At 39.4% G+C, this 19,726-nt stretch carries 20 protein-coding genes; 15 read left to right on the forward strand and 5 right to left on the reverse strand.

The window, feature by feature from the left end; translation table 11 throughout:
• The first annotated feature begins 9 nt into the window (after positions 1-9).
• The 7 genes from CCAL5182_RS03275 to pseH all read left to right on the forward strand — a co-directional run bounded on the left by CCAL5182_RS03275 (position 10) and on the right by pseH (position 6,421).
• The gene (locus CCAL5182_RS03275; protein WP_169936826.1) at positions 10-1,185 is read left to right on the forward strand and encodes a cation:proton antiporter; all 1,176 of its coding nucleotides are present in this window, start codon (positions 10-12) and stop codon (positions 1,183-1,185) included.
• Positions 1,185-2,462: a citrate synthase gene (locus CCAL5182_RS03280; protein ID WP_169936828.1), complete on the forward strand. Its 1,278-nt coding sequence runs from the start codon at positions 1,185-1,187 to the stop codon at positions 2,460-2,462. Before CCAL5182_RS03275 ends, CCAL5182_RS03280 begins: the two co-directional genes overlap by 1 nt.
• Positions 2,456-3,238 carry a 3'(2'),5'-bisphosphate nucleotidase CysQ family protein gene (locus tag CCAL5182_RS03285; RefSeq protein WP_336610246.1) on the forward strand — a complete coding sequence of 261 codons (783 nt, stop codon included), beginning with the start codon at positions 2,456-2,458 and terminating at the stop codon, positions 3,236-3,238. The genes CCAL5182_RS03280 and CCAL5182_RS03285 overlap by 7 nt, the downstream gene beginning before the upstream one ends.
• 62 nt (positions 3,239-3,300) lie before the next feature.
• Positions 3,301-4,431 carry a UDP-4-amino-4,6-dideoxy-N-acetyl-beta-L-altrosamine transaminase gene (gene pseC / locus CCAL5182_RS03290; RefSeq protein WP_336610247.1) on the forward strand — a complete coding sequence of 377 codons (1,131 nt, stop codon included), beginning with the start codon at positions 3,301-3,303 and terminating at the stop codon, positions 4,429-4,431.
• A gap of 1 nt (position 4,432) precedes the next feature.
• Entirely contained in the window at positions 4,433-5,113 is a 681-nt protein-coding gene (pseF, locus tag CCAL5182_RS03295; protein ID WP_336610248.1) for a pseudaminic acid cytidylyltransferase, read from the forward strand.
• Positions 5,106-5,975, forward strand: a complete 870-nt coding sequence (gene pseG, locus CCAL5182_RS03300) for a UDP-2,4-diacetamido-2,4,6-trideoxy-beta-L-altropyranose hydrolase (RefSeq protein WP_336610249.1) — start codon at positions 5,106-5,108, stop codon at positions 5,973-5,975. Before pseF ends, pseG begins: the two co-directional genes overlap by 8 nt.
• Positions 5,957-6,421: a UDP-4-amino-4,6-dideoxy-N-acetyl-beta-L-altrosamine N-acetyltransferase gene (gene pseH, locus CCAL5182_RS03305; RefSeq protein ID WP_336610250.1), complete on the forward strand. Its 465-nt coding sequence runs from the start codon at positions 5,957-5,959 to the stop codon at positions 6,419-6,421. Before pseG ends, pseH begins: the two co-directional genes overlap by 19 nt.
• A gap of 65 nt (positions 6,422-6,486) precedes the next feature.
• On the opposite strand, the gene CCAL5182_RS03310 is transcribed toward pseH, so the two are convergent.
• Together CCAL5182_RS03310 and CCAL5182_RS03315 are read right to left on the reverse strand one after the other, a co-directional pair.
• Entirely contained in the window at positions 6,487-8,043 is a 1,557-nt protein-coding gene (locus CCAL5182_RS03310) for a DUF3373 family protein (RefSeq protein WP_169936840.1), read from the reverse strand.
• A 17-nt stretch (positions 8,044-8,060) separates the two neighbouring features.
• Positions 8,061-8,399, reverse strand: coding sequence for a hypothetical protein (locus CCAL5182_RS03315; RefSeq protein WP_169936842.1), 339 nt, complete (start codon positions 8,397-8,399; stop codon positions 8,061-8,063).
• A gap of 367 nt (positions 8,400-8,766) precedes the next feature.
• Here CCAL5182_RS03315 and pseI point away from each other — a divergent pair, with 367 nt between their 5' ends.
• Positions 8,767-9,795: a pseudaminic acid synthase gene (gene pseI, locus CCAL5182_RS03320; protein WP_336610251.1), complete on the forward strand. Its 1,029-nt coding sequence runs from the start codon at positions 8,767-8,769 to the stop codon at positions 9,793-9,795.
• Between the two features lie 47 nt (positions 9,796-9,842).
• Positions 9,843-11,894, forward strand: coding sequence for a motility associated factor glycosyltransferase family protein (locus tag CCAL5182_RS03325; RefSeq protein WP_336610252.1), 2,052 nt, complete (start codon positions 9,843-9,845; stop codon positions 11,892-11,894).
• A 38-nt stretch (positions 11,895-11,932) separates the two neighbouring features.
• Here CCAL5182_RS03325 and pseB read toward each other — a convergent pair whose 3' ends face one another.
• Positions 11,933-12,919 carry a UDP-N-acetylglucosamine 4,6-dehydratase (inverting) gene (pseB, locus tag CCAL5182_RS03330; protein ID WP_169936848.1) on the reverse strand — a complete coding sequence of 329 codons (987 nt, stop codon included), beginning with the start codon at positions 12,917-12,919 and terminating at the stop codon, positions 11,933-11,935.
• A 356-nt stretch (positions 12,920-13,275) separates the two neighbouring features.
• On the reverse strand, positions 13,276-13,836 hold the full coding sequence (dcd, locus tag CCAL5182_RS03335; protein ID WP_169936850.1) for a dCTP deaminase: 561 nt from the start codon (positions 13,834-13,836) through the stop codon (positions 13,276-13,278).
• Between the two features lie 66 nt (positions 13,837-13,902).
• Here dcd and CCAL5182_RS03340 point away from each other — a divergent pair, with 66 nt between their 5' ends.
• The 5 genes from CCAL5182_RS03340 (at position 13,903) to CCAL5182_RS03360 (ending at position 17,405) form a co-directional block, all read left to right on the forward strand.
• Positions 13,903-14,109 carry a tautomerase family protein gene (locus CCAL5182_RS03340; RefSeq protein ID WP_336610253.1) on the forward strand — a complete coding sequence of 69 codons (207 nt, stop codon included), beginning with the start codon at positions 13,903-13,905 and terminating at the stop codon, positions 14,107-14,109.
• Between the two features lie 83 nt (positions 14,110-14,192).
• The gene (gene modA / locus CCAL5182_RS03345) at positions 14,193-14,894 is read left to right on the forward strand and encodes a molybdate ABC transporter substrate-binding protein (protein ID WP_336610254.1); all 702 of its coding nucleotides are present in this window, start codon (positions 14,193-14,195) and stop codon (positions 14,892-14,894) included.
• Between the two features lie 6 nt (positions 14,895-14,900).
• Positions 14,901-15,560, forward strand: a complete 660-nt coding sequence (locus tag CCAL5182_RS03350; protein WP_169999901.1) for a molybdate ABC transporter permease subunit — start codon at positions 14,901-14,903, stop codon at positions 15,558-15,560.
• A gap of 64 nt (positions 15,561-15,624) precedes the next feature.
• Positions 15,625-16,074, forward strand: coding sequence for an acetyl-CoA carboxylase biotin carboxyl carrier protein (gene accB, locus CCAL5182_RS03355; protein WP_169936857.1), 450 nt, complete (start codon positions 15,625-15,627; stop codon positions 16,072-16,074).
• Positions 16,074-17,405: an acetyl-CoA carboxylase biotin carboxylase subunit gene (locus tag CCAL5182_RS03360; RefSeq protein ID WP_336610255.1), complete on the forward strand. Its 1,332-nt coding sequence runs from the start codon at positions 16,074-16,076 to the stop codon at positions 17,403-17,405. Before accB ends, CCAL5182_RS03360 begins: the two co-directional genes overlap by 1 nt.
• A 43-nt stretch (positions 17,406-17,448) precedes the next feature.
• Here CCAL5182_RS03360 and CCAL5182_RS03365 read toward each other — a convergent pair whose 3' ends face one another.
• Positions 17,449-18,273, reverse strand: a complete 825-nt coding sequence (locus tag CCAL5182_RS03365) for a peptidylprolyl isomerase (protein ID WP_169936862.1) — start codon at positions 18,271-18,273, stop codon at positions 17,449-17,451.
• A 76-nt stretch (positions 18,274-18,349) separates the two neighbouring features.
• Between CCAL5182_RS03365 and gltX the strand changes: the two genes are divergently transcribed.
• Positions 18,350-19,720 (forward strand): glutamate--tRNA ligase, encoded by a 1,371-nt coding sequence (gltX, locus tag CCAL5182_RS03370; protein WP_336610256.1) that lies wholly within the window; start codon positions 18,350-18,352, stop codon positions 19,718-19,720.
• Positions 19,721-19,726: the final 6 nt, after the last annotated feature.

A 19,726-nucleotide genomic window follows, 5' to 3' on the forward strand; every position in this document is an offset into this window, starting at 1 on the left:
GAACTATACTTGCAAACAGACGGAACAAATGAGCTTGGCATACTTGTAACTTTAGCTTTTATTATATTTGCCTCGCCGTATTTTTCAAGAATTTTACGCATACCTATAGCACCTATAGAGATCACGCTTGGCGCCGTGGTTGGGTATTTTGGATTTATCGGGGAGAATGAAATTTTTAAGCTCATCAGCGAGGTCGGCTTTTTCTTTTTGATGTTTTTAGCAGGTATGGAGATCGATCTTAGAATGCTTATAAACGCAGATAGAAAAATTTTAAAACTAGGGATGATCTATATCTCTTTGCTTTATATCTTCTCTGCGATACTGACATTTAGTTTTAACCTAACTCCGCTTTTTATCATCATAATCCCACTCATGGCGGTCGGCATGATATTTACACTCTTTAAAGAGTATGGCAAGGATAGGGAGTGGCTAAATTTAAGCATGCTTATCGCCGCTATCGGGGAGTTAGTAAGTATCGTGCTTTTAACCTTTGCGGCGGCTTATTTGCAGTTTGGTGCAGGTCTTGAGCTTTGGGTAACGATATCATATCTTATAATATTTCTTGTGCTTAGCGTGCTTGGCTTTAAATTTCTTAATGTTTTATTTTGGTGGTATCCAAGCATAAAACTTCTACTTATGCCACACTACGATAAGGACGAGAAGGACATACGTTTAAGTATCGCGGTGTTTTTTGTGATGATAGCGCTTATGGTCTATCTACATCTTGAAGTTGCCTTTGGTGCGTTTATAGCGGGTATGTTTATCACGACATTTTTTGACCATAAGAAGGATCTGCCACATAAATTAGCAAGCTTTGGATTTGGGTTTTTAGTGCCTACATTTTTTGTGTATATAGGCTCGACGTTTAAGCTAAACAACCTTTTTATCCCAGAAGTGCTAAACAACGCCGCTTTCATCGTTGTTTCGATGATAGGCTGCAGGCTTTTGGCTAGTTTAGTGTTTTTAAATATCTTAAAACTTAAAAACACCGTCCTTTACGCACTTAGTCACTCGATGCCGCTAACACTTTTAATCGCAGTTGCTACCATAGCATACAAAACAGGCAATATAGATAAAAATTTTTACTCCTCTTTCATACTAGCAAGCCTAACACAAGCTATAATATCACTCATAAGTATTAAAATTTTAATCAACATAAAACCTAAATTTAAAAAGGATAGATGATGGCAAATACAGCAACACTGACCGATAACCGCAATGGAAAAAGTTATGAGTTTCCTATCTTACAAGGAACAATGGGTCCGGATGTGATAGATATATCGACCCTTTTTTCTGACACGGGCATGTTTACCTTTGACCGTGGATACACCTCAACGGCGATGTGCAGATCGCAAATAACTTACATAGACGGTCTTAAGGGCGAGTTGATGTATAGAGGCTATGATATAGCGTATCTAGCCGAGCAAAAGACATTTCTTGATGTAGCTTATCTGCTTTTAAACAAAGAGCTTCCTAATCCCGATCAATACGCGGCTTTCAAACTAGAACTTAAAAAACGCTCGTTTATCCACGAGGGTATGTTAAAAATTTTTGACGCATTTCCTGACAAAGCACATCCGATGGCTATACTTCAGGCTTCAGTTTCGGCTCTATCGGCATTTTATTCAGACCACCTAAACATGGATAAACCTGAAGAGTATCACGAAATGGCTATGCGTATTATCGCTAAAATTCCGACTATCGCAGCATTTAGCTATCGCTACTCACGCGGTCTTCCTATCATATATCCAAATTTAGATCGCGGATTTACAGAGAATTTCTTGTATATGATGAGAAGCTACCCTTACGAGCACGTCGATCTAAAACCGATAGAAGTTAAAGCACTTGATACGGTGTTTAGTCTTCATGCCGACCACGAGCAAAATGCTTCTACTACGACAGTGCGAACTGTCGGATCGACCCACGCACACCCTTATGCTTGTATCGCAGCCGGTATTGGCGCACTATGGGGCTGGGCTCACGGGGGAGCAAATGAAGGCGTTATACGCCAACTTGAAGAAATAGGATCGGTTGATAAGGTAGATCACTATATCGCAAGGGCTAAAGACAAAAACGATCCATTTAGGCTTATGGGATTTGGGCACAGGGTGTATAAAAATTTCGATCCAAGAGCAAAGGTGCTTAAAAAGATGCGAGACCAGCTAATTGATGAGATCGGTATCAACTCAGAGCTCATCAAGGTCGCAAACCGCATAGAAGAGATAGCACTAAACGATGATTACTTCGTATCTCGCAACCTATATCCAAATGTTGATTTTCACTCAGGACTGATCCTAAAAGCACTTGGAATTCCAAATGATATGTTTGCGGTTATCTTTGTCATCGGCAGAACTCCTGGTTGGATAAGTCAGTGGATAGAACTAAAAGAGCAAGACACGATAAAAATAGTTCGTCCAAGACAACTTTATGTCGGGGAGACAAACCGAACTCCAAAATGCTAGAAAATTTAATAACCCTAGCCAAAAAAGCGGCACTTGCGGGCGGAGCGGAAATTTTAAAACACTATGACGACTTTAGCGTCAGTATCAAATCCGACAACTCTCCAGTAACAAGTGCCGACTTAGCTTCAAACGAAATAATATGCAAAATTTTAAGCGAAAGCGACTTGCCGATATGCTCCGAAGAAAACGAGCTAAAAGATACCGACTTAAAGAAATTTTGGCTTATAGATCCACTTGACGGAACAAAAGAATTTATCGATAAAAACGGCAACTTTTGCGTATGTATCGCACTTATCGAAAATTTACGACCCTCTATCGGGGTTATTTATATACCAACTAGCGATGAACTTTTTTACGCAAGCAGACTGGGAGCTTTTAAGCAAACAAAAAACGGAGTAGTAAATTTAAACAAAGAGCGTCAAAATGGCGGCGATCTAGTGCTTTTTAACACTCGCAACCAAAACAAAGCTCTAACAACCGTCATCTCAAAGCTAAATTTAAAAAGCAAGGATGTCGGCTCCGCGATAAAATTTTGTCGTCTTGCAGAAGGCAGCGCTGGAGTTTATATGAGATTTAGCCCATGTAGTATTTGGGATATAGCCGCAGGAGACGCACTGATAGAATTTAGCGGTGGGGTGATGTGCCAAGCCTATGACGGCAAAGATATAAAATACAACCTAAACAGCCTATCAAGTCCCCACTTTATCGCCCTTAGCAAAGAAAAAGCCCCTATCCTACAAAAGACACTTAGTATCATAGAAAACGAGAAAAAGTAACAACTCGCCGCCTAGTCTGTGATATTATGATAAAATCACATAAAACTTTTGTGGGAGCATTCATGATACCTTACAGCAGACAACAAATCACAAGCGATGACATCACCGCAGTTACCGAAGCGCTAAAAGGCGACTTTCTAACAGGCGGGGCAAGAGTAGATGAGTTTGAGACGGCACTTCAAAACTACACTGGAATTAAGCATGTTATCGTGATGAATTCCGCCACTTCCGCACTTCACGTGGGGTATTTGGCTCTTGGACTAAAGGCGGGCGATGAAGTGATAACTACGCCTATAACATTTGCGGCAACAGCAAATGCGTCACTAATGTGCGGTGCAAACGTGAAATTTTGCGATGTGAAATTTGACGGAAATATCAATGAGAAAAAATTATCAGAGCTAATCGGCCCAAAGACGAAAGTGATAACGCCTGTTGATTTTGGCGGAAACGGCGTAGAGATAGAAGAGATAATTAAAATCGCCAAAAAGCACGGTATAAAGGTGCTTGACGACGCTTCACACGCACTAGGGAGCGAAATAAATAGCGTAAAGATAGGCAATCACGCAGACGCGACCGTCTTTAGCTTCCACGCTATTAAGCCCATAACCACCTTTGAAGGCGGCGCACTAGCCACAAACGACGATGAGATCGCACGTCTTGCTAGGCTTTACCGCTCACACGGTATCAGCAAAAAGCGCCTTTGGGATAGCGATATGAGCCATCTTGGATACAACTATCGCCTAAGCGACGTTGCGTGCGCCTTGGGCACGAGCCAGCTAAAAAGGCTTGACGAGATGATAGAGGTGCGTGAGAAGATCGCTAAATTTTACGATGAGAAATTTGAGAAAAACCCGTATTTTAGCACGATTAAGATCGCCGAAAACAAAAAGAGCGCACGCCACCTTTATCCGATTTTGCTATTTTCAAATTTTTGGTGCGCTAAAGAGGATATTTTTGAGGAGCTTCACAGGCGCGGTATCGGCGTGCAGGTGCATTACAAGCCGACATATCAGTTTAGCTTCTATAAGCAAATTTACGGCGAAATGGCTCTAAAAGTTGCGGAGGACTTTTATAGAGCAGAGCTTAGCTTGCCGTGTCACCAATCGATGAGTATGCAAGATACCCGATTCGTCGCTACAAATTTGCTCGAAGTTCTAGCCAAATTTGACACTTCAAAAGAGTGTGGAGTTTAAAATGAAAAGCCTTTGTGTCATCCCGGCTCGCGGCGGAAGCAAGCGAATCCCGCATAAAAATATCAAGGATTTTCTAGGCAAACCGCTCATCGCATACAGCATCGAAGCGGCGATAAATTCGGGCGTTTTTGATGAGATAATAGTAAGCACCGATGATGAAGCTATTGCCAAAGTCGCAAGGGAATTTGGTGCAAAGACGCCATTTATGAGAGAGCTCGCACTAAGCGACGACTACGCAACAACAAGTGCGGTGATAAAAGACGCTTGTATGAAAATGGGTGAAGAATTTAAGTGCATTTGCTGTCTTTACGCTACAGCTCCGCTTTTAACGGGTGAAATTTTAAAGCAAGCGCACACAAAATTTATGGGCGAAAATCCGGAGTTTTTATTCTCGGCTTGTGAGTTTTCTTTCCCTATTCAACGCGCGATAAAGCTTGATGAAAATGGACACGTGAGTATGTTTTATCCGCAGCACTTAAAAACTCGCTCGCAAGACTTAGAGCGTGCGTATCACGATGCGGGGCAGTTTTACTTCGGGCGACGTGAGGCGTGGCTTGAAGATAAGGCGATATTTGCACCGCATTCACGGGCGTTTGTTTTAGAGCGAAATTTGGTCTGCGATATCGATACGATGGATGATTTTGAATTTGCTAAAAAGCTTTATAAAATAAACTATGTTTGAAAAACCCTCACACCTAAAAACACTTATTAGAGCCGATAGTAGCGCTACTATCGGGCACGGACACATCAGGCGTGATTTGGTGCTTGCAAGCCATTTTAAGGATATTAGCTTCGCATGCGTGCGACTAAATGGCGATATCTTTGATGAGATAAATTACCCCAAATTTGAGCTTGAAAGCTCTAATATAAAATACCTTATAAATTTAATAAATGAGCAAAAATTTAAGCTTCTTATCATCGACCACTACGGCATAAACGCAAAAGATGAGAAGCAAATAAAAGAGCAAACTGGAGTTAAAATTTTAAGCTTTGACGATGAGTACAAGGAGCATTTTTGCGATATTTTACTAAATGTTAATACTTTTGCCGACCCCCAAAAATACGAAGCTCTCGTGCCAAAGGAGTGTGAAATTTGTTGCGGTGAAAATTTTATGCTTGTTCGTGATGAGTTCTACAAAGAGCGTGAAATAAAACGTGAGAAAAAATTTGACTTTTTCATCGCATTTGGTGGAAGCGACGTGATGGATCTTAGTTTTAAAACTGCTCAAATTTTGCTTAATAAAGGACATAAAATCGCCGTTATCACGACATCTGCAAATCCAAATTTAAACGCACTTAAAGAGCTAGCTAAAAAAAACTCAAATTTAAGCCTTTTTATAAATTCAAAGCAGATCGCAAGGTTTATGAATGAAAGCCATGAACTAATAATTTCGGCAAGCTCTTTTGTCAATGAGGCCTTAGTTTTGGGCGCAAAATTTAGCGCCGTAAAGGTCGCCCAAAATCAAGATGAGATCTACAAATGGCTCGTTAAAAAAGGCTTTAAAGCTTTTAGCGGAGAAGAGATATGCAAGAAATTAGCCTGATAAATTTTACCGATCTAAATGAGCAAGAAAGGATGATGATCCTAGCTTGGCGAAACGATGAGCGAGTGGCTAAATTTATGAAAAACAGAAGCGTTAGCCAAGAGGAACATTTGAAATTTATAGAAAGCTTAAAAGAACGCGGGGATAAGCGGTATTTTTTGGTAAAAGAGGGTGAAATTTATATCGGCGTGATAGATTTCATAGATATCACAAAAGACTCTTGCGAATTTGGAATTTACGCCAACCCCAAGCTTAAAGGCAAGGGTCAAATTTTAATGCAAACCATCATAGACTATGCCACTAAAGCACTTAAAATCAAAGAGCTAAAATCGTGCGCTTACAACGAAAATGAAAAGGCGACCAATCTATACCGCAAATTTGGCTTTGAAATTTATGATAAAAATGAGCAAATGAGCTATATGTCGCTATATTTAAATTTGGCGTAAATTTACCACATAAACTCATATGCTCTGATCAAAACGAGCTAGCGCATTTGGTAGCCGTCGCTTGTTTAATACCTATATCTTAAGCTCAAACGAACTTGTTGTGCACTTTTTACAGCTCCAGGAGTTTTATCTACATCCATAGGCGTTCCCGTCCATCCAAAAAATGTGTCGCTACCGGTGTAGTCATAGTCTATGTAAGCATAACTAAGCCCTGCGACCAGGTTTTTGCCTGCGATCGGTTTTGTGTAATATGCCTCATACGCATTACCTCTAGCTGCAAGCTTAGAGCCTATCAAAGTATCTTCGCCGTAAGTAAAGCTTCTCCAGTATTTACTTCCGCGGTTATACTCTAAGCCAAAGCGATCACCTTCAAAAATTCCGGGAGTTTGTAAACCTAGATATATAGATGAGCCAAATTTACTATCTTGTGATCCCAACATCCCAGACATCGGACTTATGGTTCCCATAGGAGTTATAGCGCCTAGTTTATTTGAGTTAGGGTCTGTTTTGCTAAACGCATAAGATGCGAAAAATATCGTATCATCTAAAAAGTCGCTCCAGCCATCGCCTATGCCATTTACTTGAAGAGATAGCGCACCGCCACTCATGTCGCCGACATCACTAAATTTAAAGTTTGGACCAGTAAGACCCATGCCGGTAATATCCATATCCATCAAATTCTTAGCTATGAAGTAATTACCCATGAGTTTATACTGTCCGTTATCATAAAGCTGTAAGATCAAGCCTGCTAAGTCCATGTTTGGATTTTGGTCTGCATTGATATAGCCAGGATTAAAGCCCATAGTGCTCATGTTCATAGAGTATGCACCCGTGGTATCCGAAAAACCTCTACCTAGACACAATTTCGCATAAAAGCCGGGGATACCGGTTATCTTATCAAGATCAAATTTAAAGCTAGCGCCGTCAAATTCCATATTGATATTATGCCCTATAGGAGATTTTGGCTCAGCATTATCGGCACGTAAATTTGTTAAAAAACCATCCGTTGACGGGCGCCTTCCAAAGCTAACCGTATAAGGCATATCCCCGACTTCGTTCATATATAAAAAATACGCCTCTCTTAAACGAATGGCATTATCGCTTGGTTTTTGAGTACCATACCAGTCAAAATTCTGAAAATATGAATTTTGAGCCACGTTATTTTGCCCATAAATTTTATAAGCACCCAACGCCCCTCTAAACACTAAGTTATCTATCGGAGAAGCCGACATTCCCAGTATTAGCTTGTTTGTCCAAACTCCGTTATGCTTATCTCCTACACCATTTATCTTGTAGTCGAGATTATCGTAAGCTGTTCTAAAGTCGATATCCCATTTGACATTATCTCCTGCCGTATGTTTTTTGATATCGCCTACTTGTTTTTTTAGTAACGTTATATCATCGGCATTTTTCGTAACACTAACCTCTTTACCATCACCCATAGTAGAATTTGATAAAGATGCTTGCAAAGTACTAATCTTGTCTTGATTTGCCTTTAGAGCTTCTATCTGCGCTTGAAGCTGTTTTACTTGGAGCTCTAAAGTCTTGAGCGCGTCTGTATCGCTTTGCGCGAAAGATACAGAAAATACCGCTCCCAAAAGTAACGGATGGATGAATTTCATTTTATCTCCTTATGGTGTTAGCAAGAAGGGACTTTACCGCTATCAACGGCGTATTCAATACAAAAATCCTTAATATGGGTCATAGACTTTGGAAATTTGTCACTTTTTAGAAAATCTTGCAAAGCTGGATACTCTTTTGAGTATTTTTCTACAAACTTAGTCGCATCGCCCTCAAAAAGCTCTTGCCAGCCTGCTTGCGTTTGAAGACGAGCAAACTCGGCACCATTCATACCTGTGGCAGGTTTCATGAATTTAAGGTAGTATTTTTGACCTTTGGCGGCGTCCGCAAATGCGTTAGTGCTCACAAGGTTAAGCATTAAAAATGCACCTAAAACAAAAGAAAGTAACTTTCTCATATTAATCTCCTTTAAAATAGAATTGTAATTTTATATTTTAAGTTTCGAATTATAGTTAGTAATCTATCTTCTGTCTGCAACAAAGTCACATTTGTATTTATAAAAAGAAATAGCGTAAAAATACAAAAAATTATAAATCATACAAAGCTTAAACATCGCAAGACTATTTTTAAACGCAAACCTGCTATAATATGGCTAAATTTAAAAGGGCTTTTATGCAAGATATCACGCAAGCCATAGTGATAAGCAGCGATGGAAGTTTTATGACTAAACGTGCATTAAAAGCCGTGTCACGTCATATCATATTTGGTTGATAAGGGCCTGGTTTTGATATTAGAAATTTATAAAGAAAACATTTGGATAATTTATGAAAATAGCAAATTTTGACACAAGCAAAAATGTCTTTATCATCGCCGAACTTTCCGCAAACCACTCTGGAAGTTTAGAAACCGCGATTAAAACCATAAAAGCGGCAAAACGTGCAGGAGCAAACGCCATCAAGCTTCAGACATACACTCCAGATAGTCTTACGCTAAACTCACGCAAGGAAGACTTTATGATACGTGGCGGACTTTGGGACGGGGCGAATTTATATGAACTCTACCAAGAAGCGCTAACTCCAAGAGAGTGGCACGCAGAGCTTTTTAGAGTCGCGCACGAAGAGGGACTCATCTGCTTTTCAAGCCCGTTTTGCAAAGATGATGTGGACTTTTTAGAGCAGTTTAACCCGCCAGCATACAAGATCGCAAGCTTTGAAGCGAACGATCCTGAATTTATCCGCTACGTGGCGAGCAAAAACAAGCCAATGATAATCTCAACAGGCATAATCACCGAAGATGAAATTTACGCTGCGGTATACGCTTGCAAAGTAGAAAACAACCATGATGTCGCGCTTTTAAAATGCACCTCAAGCTATCCCGCACCACTAAATGAGATGAATTTACAAACAATTGCGGCGATGAGAAATAAATTTAGCGCAGAAGTTGGCTTCTCCGATCACACGCTTGGTATCGTTGCGCCCGTGGTTGCCGTTAGCCTTGGCGCACGCATAATCGAAAAGCACTTTATCTTAGATAAAAGCGTGCGAAGTGTCGATGAGGCGTTTAGCCTTGATGAAAGAGAATTTAGTGAGATGGTAAAAGCGGTAAGAGATGCCGAAGCACTATTGGGCGAAGCAAAATTTGAGCTAAATCAAAAAGAGATAAAAAACCACAAATTCGCCCGCTCACTATACGCAAGTGCGGACATAAAAAAAGGCGAAAAATTCACGGAGCAAAACATAAGAAGCGTCCGCCCCGGATACGGCTTGCACCCTAAATTTAAGGCTGATCTAATAGGCAAAACAGCCAAACGCGATATAGAATTTGCAGACAAAATAACAAAAGAGGATTTTTAACCACCAAATCGGTCTAAATTTCAAAAGACAACCTAAAGGATAGAAAAATGGCTAACAAGACAAAGAATTTTACATTAAAAAATCCAAGAATAAACACTTTGGAAACTTCTCAAAAAGAACAGATGAGCGAGCAAGATATATCAAATCCGATATTTAAAAAAAACTTACAAGCCCTCTTTCAACAAGATGAGGTGCTAGCTGCCAGACTTTGGGCTATGACCGAACAAGATAAATATGAAATTTTTATCGGCAAAGACCCTATAGACATCAATCTTATAGACAGACAAACGTTCGAGTATATTTATGAAAAGCCTGTCAGCGATATAAACAATATGCTTCAAGAGATAGAGAATCAATACAAGCGCTATCCTATACTATACTTCTATGGGCTTGGCAACGGCATACTTTATAAAGCACTACTTTTTAACCCGACACATAAACGCATAGTAGTGCTAGAGCCGGAAATTGAAATTATATACTCGGTTTTAAATTTAGTTGATCTTTCAGAGGAGCTGGCTAGTCAAAGACTTACACTTTTTTATTCAAAATTTGCCACATATACACAGCTTTACTACATCGTGGCAAAAAATGAATTTCTAATGTATGCTAAAACCTATACACTGCAAATACACACACATTTTTACGATAAATTTGAAGAGGATATCATAAGAATAAACAAGGAATTTTCAAAAGCTATTTCTCAAACCGTAGTTAGTCAAGGTAATAGCATAGATGATATGCTAACAGGCATTTCTTATCATGTCAAAAATTTACCGACAATGATAACTAACTATGCTTATGCTGATCTAATTAAAAAGCGTCATAAACTTATGGATACCGCAGTAATTGTATCCACGGGACCAAGTCTTGATAAACAGTTAGATACACTTAAAAAATTTGCCACATATGTTACAGTTATAAGCCTTGATGCATCATATCCGATACTTCTAAAACATGGCATTAAACCCGACTATGTTACATCAATAGAGCGAGTTAGCGCCACATCTACTTTTTTTGAGCACAAAAACAAAAAGATAGACGAAGATATATACTTCATCGTAGCTTCACTTACTCACGAACAAACCATCAAAAACATCTTGCCTCGTTGCCTTGTTCTCACCATGCGTCCACACCCAACAGAAAGGGCATTTAAACTAGACAAATACGGCTACGTAGGTGTTGGGCACAGCACCGCAAACCAAGCATATCAAATAGCCTACGCACTAGGACATAAAAATATCGTGCTTATCGGTCAAGACCTAGCTTTTGCACCGGACGGCAAGTCTCATGCCACAGGACATGCCTTTGCTCAAGCAGATGAATTTTTATATGTACCGGCTTATGGTGGCAAAGGTGAAGTAAGAACAACATACATCTGGGATAAATTTAAAAATCAATTTGAAGCAGATATCACTCAGTCCATGCTAAACGATATCAAAAGTTACAACTGCACCGAAGGTGGAGCAAGGATAGAAGGGGCTATAGAGCGTCCATTTTTAGAAGTTATGAGTGAATTATGTGAAGGCAAAAAGCCTAAAATGTTACCAAATATTACCAAACCAAGTGAGGCAAAAATAAACGCTGCACTTATAAAAGCATATAGCTTTCTTACTAAAAAAGTTAAAGTTCTAAGCTCGACACAGGATAAGATAGAAAAGCTCTTTTTATCTATTGTCCCACAAATAGATAAGATAACCAAACTAAAAGAAGGAGGAAAAATTTCTGAGGATATGTTTCCGCAGCTAATTAATATTTCCGACAAAATAGATAAAATTAAAAATTTACTAACTAAAAAATCAGTCGGCAGATATTCTGACGCCATCATTACAATGTCGGTATATTTCCAAGAGTTGGAACTTGCTAAAATTTCAGTCGCTCCAAGCGATACCGCACTTGAAAAGACTAAAAAGCTAATCGACTGGGTTGAGATACACAAGTATTGGCTATTCTCAGCCGCAGGTGGGCTAAACGCTGATATACAAACAACCCAAAAAGCATCAGAAAACCTAGTAAAAGAGCTTAAAAAGCGTGGTCTTATTACCAAAAACGAGATAGGCAAACCAAAGGATATTTTCCGATTCAGCAAAGAAGATCTATAAAAACAAACAAAAGAGACGAGAAATCGTCTCTAAAACTATCAGCCTATCATATCCAAAAGATCGTTTCTGTCAAGCCAAATTTTGTTCTTATCCGAACTATATTCAAATTCTTTTTCGACCGGCTTGCCTTTTTCACCGATAGAATTTACCGCAAAATTTTGAGCCGTAGTAAATTGGATCGACGGGCTAATCACATAATGATCGTCAAATTCGTAAGTCAAGTGCGCATCATCTTTGCCAACCATCACTTCATGCATCTTTTCACCAGGACGTATCCCTATGATCTTTATGCCAAGTTCTGGCGCTAAAGCACGAGCTAGATCCATCATGGTCATGGATGGAATTTTAGGGATGAAGATCTCTCCGCCTTTCATTCGCTCAAAATTCTTAAGCACGAAATTTACGCCTTGCTCTAACGTTATCCAAAATCGCGTCATATCAGCATGCGTTATCGGAAGCTCTTTTGCGCCCTCTGCTATCAAGCGTTTAAACAGTGGCACCACCGATCCGCGAGAGCCAACGACATTGCCGTATCTTACGACACTAAAGCGAGTTTTTTTACTACCTGCGATGTTGTTTGCCGCAACAAAAAGTTTATCGCTAGCTAACTTTGTAGCACCATATAAATTTACAGGGTTGCAGGCCTTGTCGGTTGACAGTGCAATGACTTTATCAACTCCGCACTCAAACGCCGCATCAATGACGTTTTGCGCACCGTTTATATTAGTTTTTATGCACTCCATAGGATTGTATTCTGCGATCGGCACATGCTTCATAGCAGCCGCGTGTATTACATAATCAACGCCGTTCATGGCAGTTTTTAATCTTTTCTCATCTCTTACATCTCCGATGAAGTAACGCATCGCTGCAGCATTAAAAACCTGAGCCATCTCGTATTGTTTTAGTTCATCGCGAGAGTATATGATGAGACGTTTTGGATTAAATTTCTTAAGTAGGATTTCTGTGTATTTTTTACCAAAACTTCCCGTTCCACCGGTGATCAAAATGTTTTTGCCGTTAAACATCGTCTTTATCCTTATTTGTGGCTTCTATTTTCCGCTATACTGCGTTGAAAATTCGCTCATCTGCGGTCATTACCTATATGACAACTCCCTTGCTTTGCTCATTTTCGCCTTGTCTTGCAAAAAACAGTTCGCCTTTTTATATTATTTTTAAAATTTAAGCAAAAAATATACCAAATTTAATAACAAGAAAAACAATAACAGAGAGATTGCGAAGTATTTAATAAAGATAAAGAAAACGTAAAACGCGAAGTATCGCAAAGTTAGACTAGGCGAAATTTAAAAATCAAACGGAGTGTATATGTAATACGTGAGTATTGATTTTTAAATTTCAACAAAGTATAACAAAGCGAGACAAGCTACTTTAATATTCTAGGAAGTGTTATCCCCTCCTGTGCTTGATACTTGCCTTTTTTATCCGCATAAGTTACCTCACATGGCTCATCACCCTCGATAAAGAGCACCTGCGCGATACCTTCATTTGCATAAATTTTAGCAGGAAGCGGCGTCGTGTTTGAGATCTCTATCGTTATGTGTCCCTTAAATCCCGGCTCAAACGGCGTTACGTTTACGATGATACCGCATCTTGCATATGTGCTTTTACCCAGACAAATTGCCAGCACGTTATCAGGCATATTGAAATACTCAACCGTTCTAGCTAGTGCAAATGAATTCGGCGGCACAATACAAACATCGCCCACAAAATCCACCACGTTTTTCTCATCAAAATTCTTTGGATCGACTACCGTTCCGCCGATATTTGTAAAAATTTTAAACTCGTTTCCGACCCTGATGTCATAGCCATAGCTTGACACACCATAGCTTACTACGCCCTTGCCTACTTGTTCTTCTGCAAAAGGCACTATCATTTTTTCGTTTAAGCTCTTTTCTCGTATCCATTTATCGCTTTTTAAACCCATTTTTCATCCTTTTAAATTTTAGACCAAATTTTAGCTAAAATAGACTGAAATTTAAAAGGAGTGAAAATGCCTATCATAAAAGTAACAATGACAAAAGAGGACGGCGGACTAAGCGTAGGACAAAAGGAGGCTTTGGCTAAAAAGCTAACCGATAGCTTCGTAGAAGTCGTAGGTCGAGGCGAAAAAACATGTGTCGTTACCATAGACGAAATTTCGACCGACAACTACGCAATAGGTGGCAAAACAGTAAGTAAAATCAGACAAGAAAAGTAGCTAAATATAAAAAAATATCTTTTATAAATATATAAGAATATATTTAATATCATTTGCCAACATTAAATTTAAAAGGATAGATGATGAAAAAGATAGTTCTTTTGTTATTTACTACGGTTTTTATGCTAAGTGCCGATAGCTTGCTAGTAGGCGCCGGTGGTGGATATAAAAAGCCAATTAGCGCCGTGATAGATAATCTTAAAAAAGAAGGCGCAAACATCGACGGTGCCTTTGCAAATTTAGGACAGATAGCTATCCAAGCCAAGGAAGGTAAGATGGCGATAATCGTTGGCGACGAGGCATTTTTAAACAAAACCGACCTTGATATCAAAGGATATGAGCGTATCGGAAAAGGTGCTTTGGTGCTTGTAACTCCCAAAAACAAGACTATAAAAGACGTTAACGATCTTAAAAATTTAAACCGTATCGCCATGCCTGACCCCAAAAAGGCTATTTATGGAATTCGTGCAACCGAGTTTTTACAAAACGCGAATTTAAAGAACAATCTTAGCGCTAAAATCTTACCCGTTGCAGGTGTGCCGCAAGTAGTTGCTTACGTGATCAACAACGAAGTTGATGCAGGTTTTATCAACTCAACTGAAGCAAAAGCCAGAAAGGACGAATTTGGCTCGATTATTTACATTAACGAAAGTCTTTATAATTATGTTTATATCTCTGCCGCAAAGCTAAAAGCTTGCAAGAACAATGCCCTGTGTGAGAAATTTATAAACGAACTAAAAAGCGATCGTTCTAAAGAAATTTTTGCCAAATTCGGACTTAAGTAGTTAAATTTGAACGAGCTAAATTGGCTTATCCATCCGCTTATCTTAAGCACCAAAACGCTTGGGACAAGCTTTTTGCTTTTTATCCTTATAGGCACACCAATCGCTTATTTGTTGGCATTTTACAATGGTAAATTTAAAGCCTTTTTTGAAACGATAGTCATGTTTCCGCTTATTTTCCCTCCTATTGCAACTGGGTTTTTGCTGCTTTATCTACTTGGACGAAACGGGATCATCGGAAAAGCTCTAAATTTAGAGATCGCCTTTAGCTTTAATGCCCTTATCTTGGCTTCTTTTTTGGCTGGATTGCCGTTATTTGTAAAGCCCGTTGCAGCCGCACTTGAAAACTTTCCCAAAACTCTCATCGAAGCCGCACAAAGCCTTGGTAAAAACAGAGCCCAGATCGCCCTTTTTGTAATGTTTCCAAATATTTTTAAAAGCGTTTTAGCTGCTCTTATCTTAGCTCTTGCACGCGGACTTGGAGAGGTTGGCATAACGCTAATGCTAGGCGGAAACATTGTCGGTAAAACAGATACCGTTTCACTTGCGATATTTAACGCTGTGTATGACGGCGAGAATGAGCAAGCGTTAATCCTAAGCCTTATTTTGGTAATTTTAAGCATTATAATGTTTGGCATAATAAATTTTTTAAACAGCCGCCGAAAGTAATTTGGCTGTTTATTAGTAAAATTTTGATACAATATAAATTATTTAAAATTTTTAGGAGAATTTTATGAAAAAAGAAGACATCAAGGAATTAATTGAATTTTTCAACGAAATGGATATGAATAAGATCAAGATAAAAGATGGGGATTTCGAGATCGAACTTGAGAAATTTGCAGACTGCTGCGAACTACCTAAGCCAACCCCTGCTCCAATAGCTCCGGCTCCAACTCCGGTAAATGTTGTAGTAAGCTCTGAAGTAAAAACATCTAATACACCTAAAAATACGATAAATTCACCTATGGTAGGTACATTTTACGCAGCTCCAAGTCCAGGCGCAGCTCCATTTGTAAAAGTCGGACAAAGAGTTCGCAAAGGTGATGTCATCGGTATAATCGAAGCAATGAAGATCATGAATGAGATAGAGGCTGAATTTGATTGTCAAATAACAGAAGCACTTGTTGCAGACGGACAGCCTGTCGAATTTGCTATGCCGTTATTTGGCGTGGAGAAGATTTAATGCAAATCAAAAAAGTTTTAATCGCAAACCGAGGCGAAATCGCACTCAGAGCTTTGCGAACGATAAAGGAGATGGGCAAAGAGGCGATCGTGGTTCACTCAACCGCCGATCAAGACGCACTTTATGTTAAATACGCAGATGCTTCAATTTGCATCGGTGCACCTCGATCAAGCGACAGCTATTTAAACATACCTGCGATTATTTCAGCTGCCGAAATTAGCGGAGCAGACGCGATATTTCCTGGATATGGCTTCTTAAGTGAAAACCAAAATTTCGTTGAAATTTGCTCACATCATAAAATAAAATTTATAGGACCAAGCGTTGAGGCTATGGCCTTAATGAGTGATAAAAGTAAAGCAAAACAGATGATGCAACGCGCAGGCGTGCCTGTTATCCCTGGATCTGACGGTGCTATCAAAGATATAAAATTTGCCAAAGATTTAGCTAAAAAGATCGGCTATCCTGTTATACTAAAAGCAGCTGCGGGCGGTGGTGGTCGCGGAATGCGCGTGGTCGAAAAAGAAGAAGATCTTGAAAAGGCATTTTGGTCTGCCGAAAGCGAGGCAATGAGTGCATTTGGTGATGGAACGATGTATATGGAAAAATACATCCTAAATCCACGCCACATTGAAGTTCAGATCATCGGCGATAGCCATGGTAATGTCCTACACATCGGCGAGCGCGACTGCTCTATGCAACGCCGCCATCAAAAGCTAATAGAAGAAAGCCCCGCGATCTTACTTAGCGACGAGATACGAAAAAAACTTCACGAAACCGCCATTCGCGCAGCAAAAGCGATAGGATACGAGGGTGCGGGAACGTTTGAATTTTTAGTAGATAAAAATTTGAATTTTTACTTTATCGAAATGAACACACGCTTGCAAGTTGAACACTGCGTAAGTGAGATGGTAAGCGGACTTGATATTATTGAATGGATGATAAGAGTAGCGCAAGGCGAGGCACTACCTAGCCAAGACAGCATACAGTTAAGAGGTCATGCGATCGAATGCCGTATAACAGCCGAAGATCCAAACAGCTTTACTCCATGTCCAGGCAAGATCACAAAATACGTCTGCCCAGGTGGACGCAATGTGCGCATGGATAGTCATATCTATCAAGACTACTCTATACCGCCGTTTTATGACAGTATGATAGGCAAGCTTATAGTTTGGGATGAGGATAGAAATAGAGCCATCCATAAGATGAAAGTAGCGCTTGAGCAACTTGTTATCCAAGGGATAAAAACAACTCGTGATTTCCACATCGCAATGATGGATAACCCAGACTTCATAAACAACAACTACGACACAAACTATCTTTCAAGACATTAATATGTCACTTATGGGCTAAATTTGAATTTAGCCCATAAAAAATTTATCTGATTATATTGATTTTTGCTTTTGCGCGAAGTTTTTCAAAGTAGTCTTGCATAACTTTTTGTTGTTCAGACTCGTAGAGAGAGTTCATGATCTGCTCTTGAATTTGCTCAAAGCTTGGAGTGTATTCGCCGATTTTGTTTTCAACCAAAAACATGTCAAAGCCACCTTGTCTGGCTAAAATTTGAGTATATTGACCAACTTGTGTATTGGCGATTATTGCTGCTAAGCGCGGATCTATCCTTGAGTAATCAAAAGAAATTTTTTGTGCCTCTACGCCTTTTAGTGTCTTTTTGCTGCTTTGCTGATCTTGCAGTTGTTTTTCGCTATTTGCTCTAAATATCGTAACTTCTGCATTTTGAAATACGCTAAATTGATGTTTATTTGCCTCATAATACGCTCTTGCTTGCTCAGGTGTTAAATTTTTACCTACTTCAGAAGATATGCGCTTATAAAGCTTTTCTTGTAAAAGCTTCTTTTCTATATCATTTTTAAAGTCGCTATAGCTTATGCCTTCTGCAGCAAGTGAGTTTAAAAATTGCGAATTTGTCATTTTGTTTTGAGCGATAATAGCGTCGATTCTCTCTTTTATCTCAAATGCCGAGGCGCTAATTGATAAATTTTTTATCTCTGCTTGCTCCAAACGGTCTCTAATAAGTAAATTTAAAGCCTGTCTTTCATCGGTATTAAACTGCTCTTTTATCTTATAAACTTCAAAGAGCGTTATCGGCTCGTTTTCTACGATAGCTGCGATACCGTTAACCATCTGCGCATTTAGGCAAATTCCACACACTAAAGAAGCAAAAATAGCTCTTTTAAACATGACAAAACCTTTGTTTAAGTAATTAATAAATATAATTTTATCCAATTATAACATAAAAATTTTTTAAGGTAAAACGATGATAGTTACTAGATTTGCGCCCTCTCCGACAGGGTATTTGCATATCGGTGGTCTTCGAACGGCGCTTTATAGTTATTTGTATGCCAGAGCTAACGGTGGTAAATTTTTACTTCGCATAGAAGATACCGACCTAAAACGCAACTCCGAAGAAGCAACGATCGCCATACGCGAGGCGTTTGACTGGTGTGGGCTTGATTATGACGGCGAGGTTACATATCAGTCAAAGCGCTTTGATGTATACAAGGAGTATGTTAAAAAGCTACTTGATGAAGGCAAGGCGTATAAATGCTATATGAGCAAGGAAGAACTTGATGAGCTACGCGCCCAGCAAGAAGCTCGTAAAGAACGCCCAAAATACGACAACCGCTACCGCGACTTTACAGGAACTCCACCCGCCGGAATTGAGCCTGTTATTCGCATAAAAGCTCCTATGGAGGGAGAAATAGTTATAAAAGACGGCATCAAAGGAGAGGTGAAATTTAAAGTCGAAGACATACTTGACGACTTTATCATCGCCAGAAGCGACGGCACGCCAACATATAATTTTACAGTTGTCATAGATGATGCTTTAATGGGTGTAACTCACGTTATACGCGGCGATGATCACCTTTCAAATACACCAAAACAAATCGTTCTTTACGACGCTCTTGGCTTTAAAAAACCGGAATTTTTCCATGTAGCTATGATAAACGGAGAAGACGGCAAAAAACTAAGCAAGCGCCACGGTGCAACCGACGTAATGGAATACAAACACATGGGTTATCTGCCTGAAGCGCTTTTAAATTTCCTTGTGCGTCTTGGTTGGAGTCACGGCGATGATGAAATTTTTAACATGGACGATATGCTTAAATTTTTCGATCCGCATAATATAAATAAATCATCAAGCACATATAACGCCCAAAAACTTGACTGGCTAAACGCGCATTATATTAAGACATTGCCTTACGAGCGCTTAGCTAAAGAAATGAAAGAATTTGGCGTTGATTTTAACTCTCACGCAAAAGGCGAATTGTTGCTAAACATCCTAAGAGAGCGTTCAAAAACCCTAATAGACATGTCAAAAGCGGCGAATTCTATCATAAATGCACCAACAGAATATGATCAAAAAGCTTATGATAAATTTATAACCGTGCAAACAAAAGAGATACTGGCTAAATTTAGTGAAATTTTGACATTAAATTTAGACGCAAAAGGCTATGAAACGCTAACAAACGAGTTCTTGCAAGCTAACGAGGTAAAACTAAAAGACCTAGCACAAGCACTTAGAGTGGCACTAACAGGTAATAGCGTGAGTCCCGGTATATTTGAAGTATTAGAAGTGCTTGGAAGTACCGAAACAAAAAACAGAATAACAAAAATTTTAAATTAAGGAGAA

The sequence above is a fragment of the Campylobacter sp. 7477a genome, from assembly GCF_014892335.1.
GTDB lineage: Bacteria > Campylobacterota > Campylobacteria > Campylobacterales > Campylobacteraceae > Campylobacter_A > Campylobacter_A californiensis.

Coding starts and splice junctions, on each gene's coding strand:
- CCAL5182_RS03280 (WP_169936828.1), top strand. CDS start 1,185: ATGGCAAATACAGCAACACTGACCGATAACCGCAATGGAAAAAGTTAT.
- CCAL5182_RS03285 (WP_336610246.1), top strand. CDS start 2,456: ATGCTAGAAAATTTAATAACCCTAGCCAAAAAAGCGGCACTTGCGGGC.
- pseC (WP_336610247.1), top strand. CDS start 3,301: ATGATACCTTACAGCAGACAACAAATCACAAGCGATGACATCACCGCA.
- pseF (WP_336610248.1), top strand. CDS start 4,433: ATGAAAAGCCTTTGTGTCATCCCGGCTCGCGGCGGAAGCAAGCGAATC.
- pseG (WP_336610249.1), top strand. CDS start 5,106: ATGTTTGAAAAACCCTCACACCTAAAAACACTTATTAGAGCCGATAGT.
- pseH (WP_336610250.1), top strand. CDS start 5,957: ATGCAAGAAATTAGCCTGATAAATTTTACCGATCTAAATGAGCAAGAA.
- CCAL5182_RS03310 (WP_169936840.1), bottom strand. CDS start 8,043: ATGAAATTCATCCATCCGTTACTTTTGGGAGCGGTATTTTCTGTATCT.
- CCAL5182_RS03315 (WP_169936842.1), bottom strand. CDS start 8,399: ATGAGAAAGTTACTTTCTTTTGTTTTAGGTGCATTTTTAATGCTTAAC.
- pseI (WP_336610251.1), top strand. CDS start 8,767: ATGAAAATAGCAAATTTTGACACAAGCAAAAATGTCTTTATCATCGCC.
- CCAL5182_RS03325 (WP_336610252.1), top strand. CDS start 9,843: ATGGCTAACAAGACAAAGAATTTTACATTAAAAAATCCAAGAATAAAC.
- pseB (WP_169936848.1), bottom strand. CDS start 12,919: ATGTTTAACGGCAAAAACATTTTGATCACCGGTGGAACGGGAAGTTTT.
- dcd (WP_169936850.1), bottom strand. CDS start 13,836: ATGGGTTTAAAAAGCGATAAATGGATACGAGAAAAGAGCTTAAACGAA.
- CCAL5182_RS03340 (WP_336610253.1), top strand. CDS start 13,903: ATGCCTATCATAAAAGTAACAATGACAAAAGAGGACGGCGGACTAAGC.
- modA (WP_336610254.1), top strand. CDS start 14,193: ATGAAAAAGATAGTTCTTTTGTTATTTACTACGGTTTTTATGCTAAGT.
- accB (WP_169936857.1), top strand. CDS start 15,625: ATGAAAAAAGAAGACATCAAGGAATTAATTGAATTTTTCAACGAAATG.
- CCAL5182_RS03360 (WP_336610255.1), top strand. CDS start 16,074: ATGCAAATCAAAAAAGTTTTAATCGCAAACCGAGGCGAAATCGCACTC.
- CCAL5182_RS03365 (WP_169936862.1), bottom strand. CDS start 18,273: ATGTTTAAAAGAGCTATTTTTGCTTCTTTAGTGTGTGGAATTTGCCTA.
- gltX (WP_336610256.1), top strand. CDS start 18,350: ATGATAGTTACTAGATTTGCGCCCTCTCCGACAGGGTATTTGCATATC.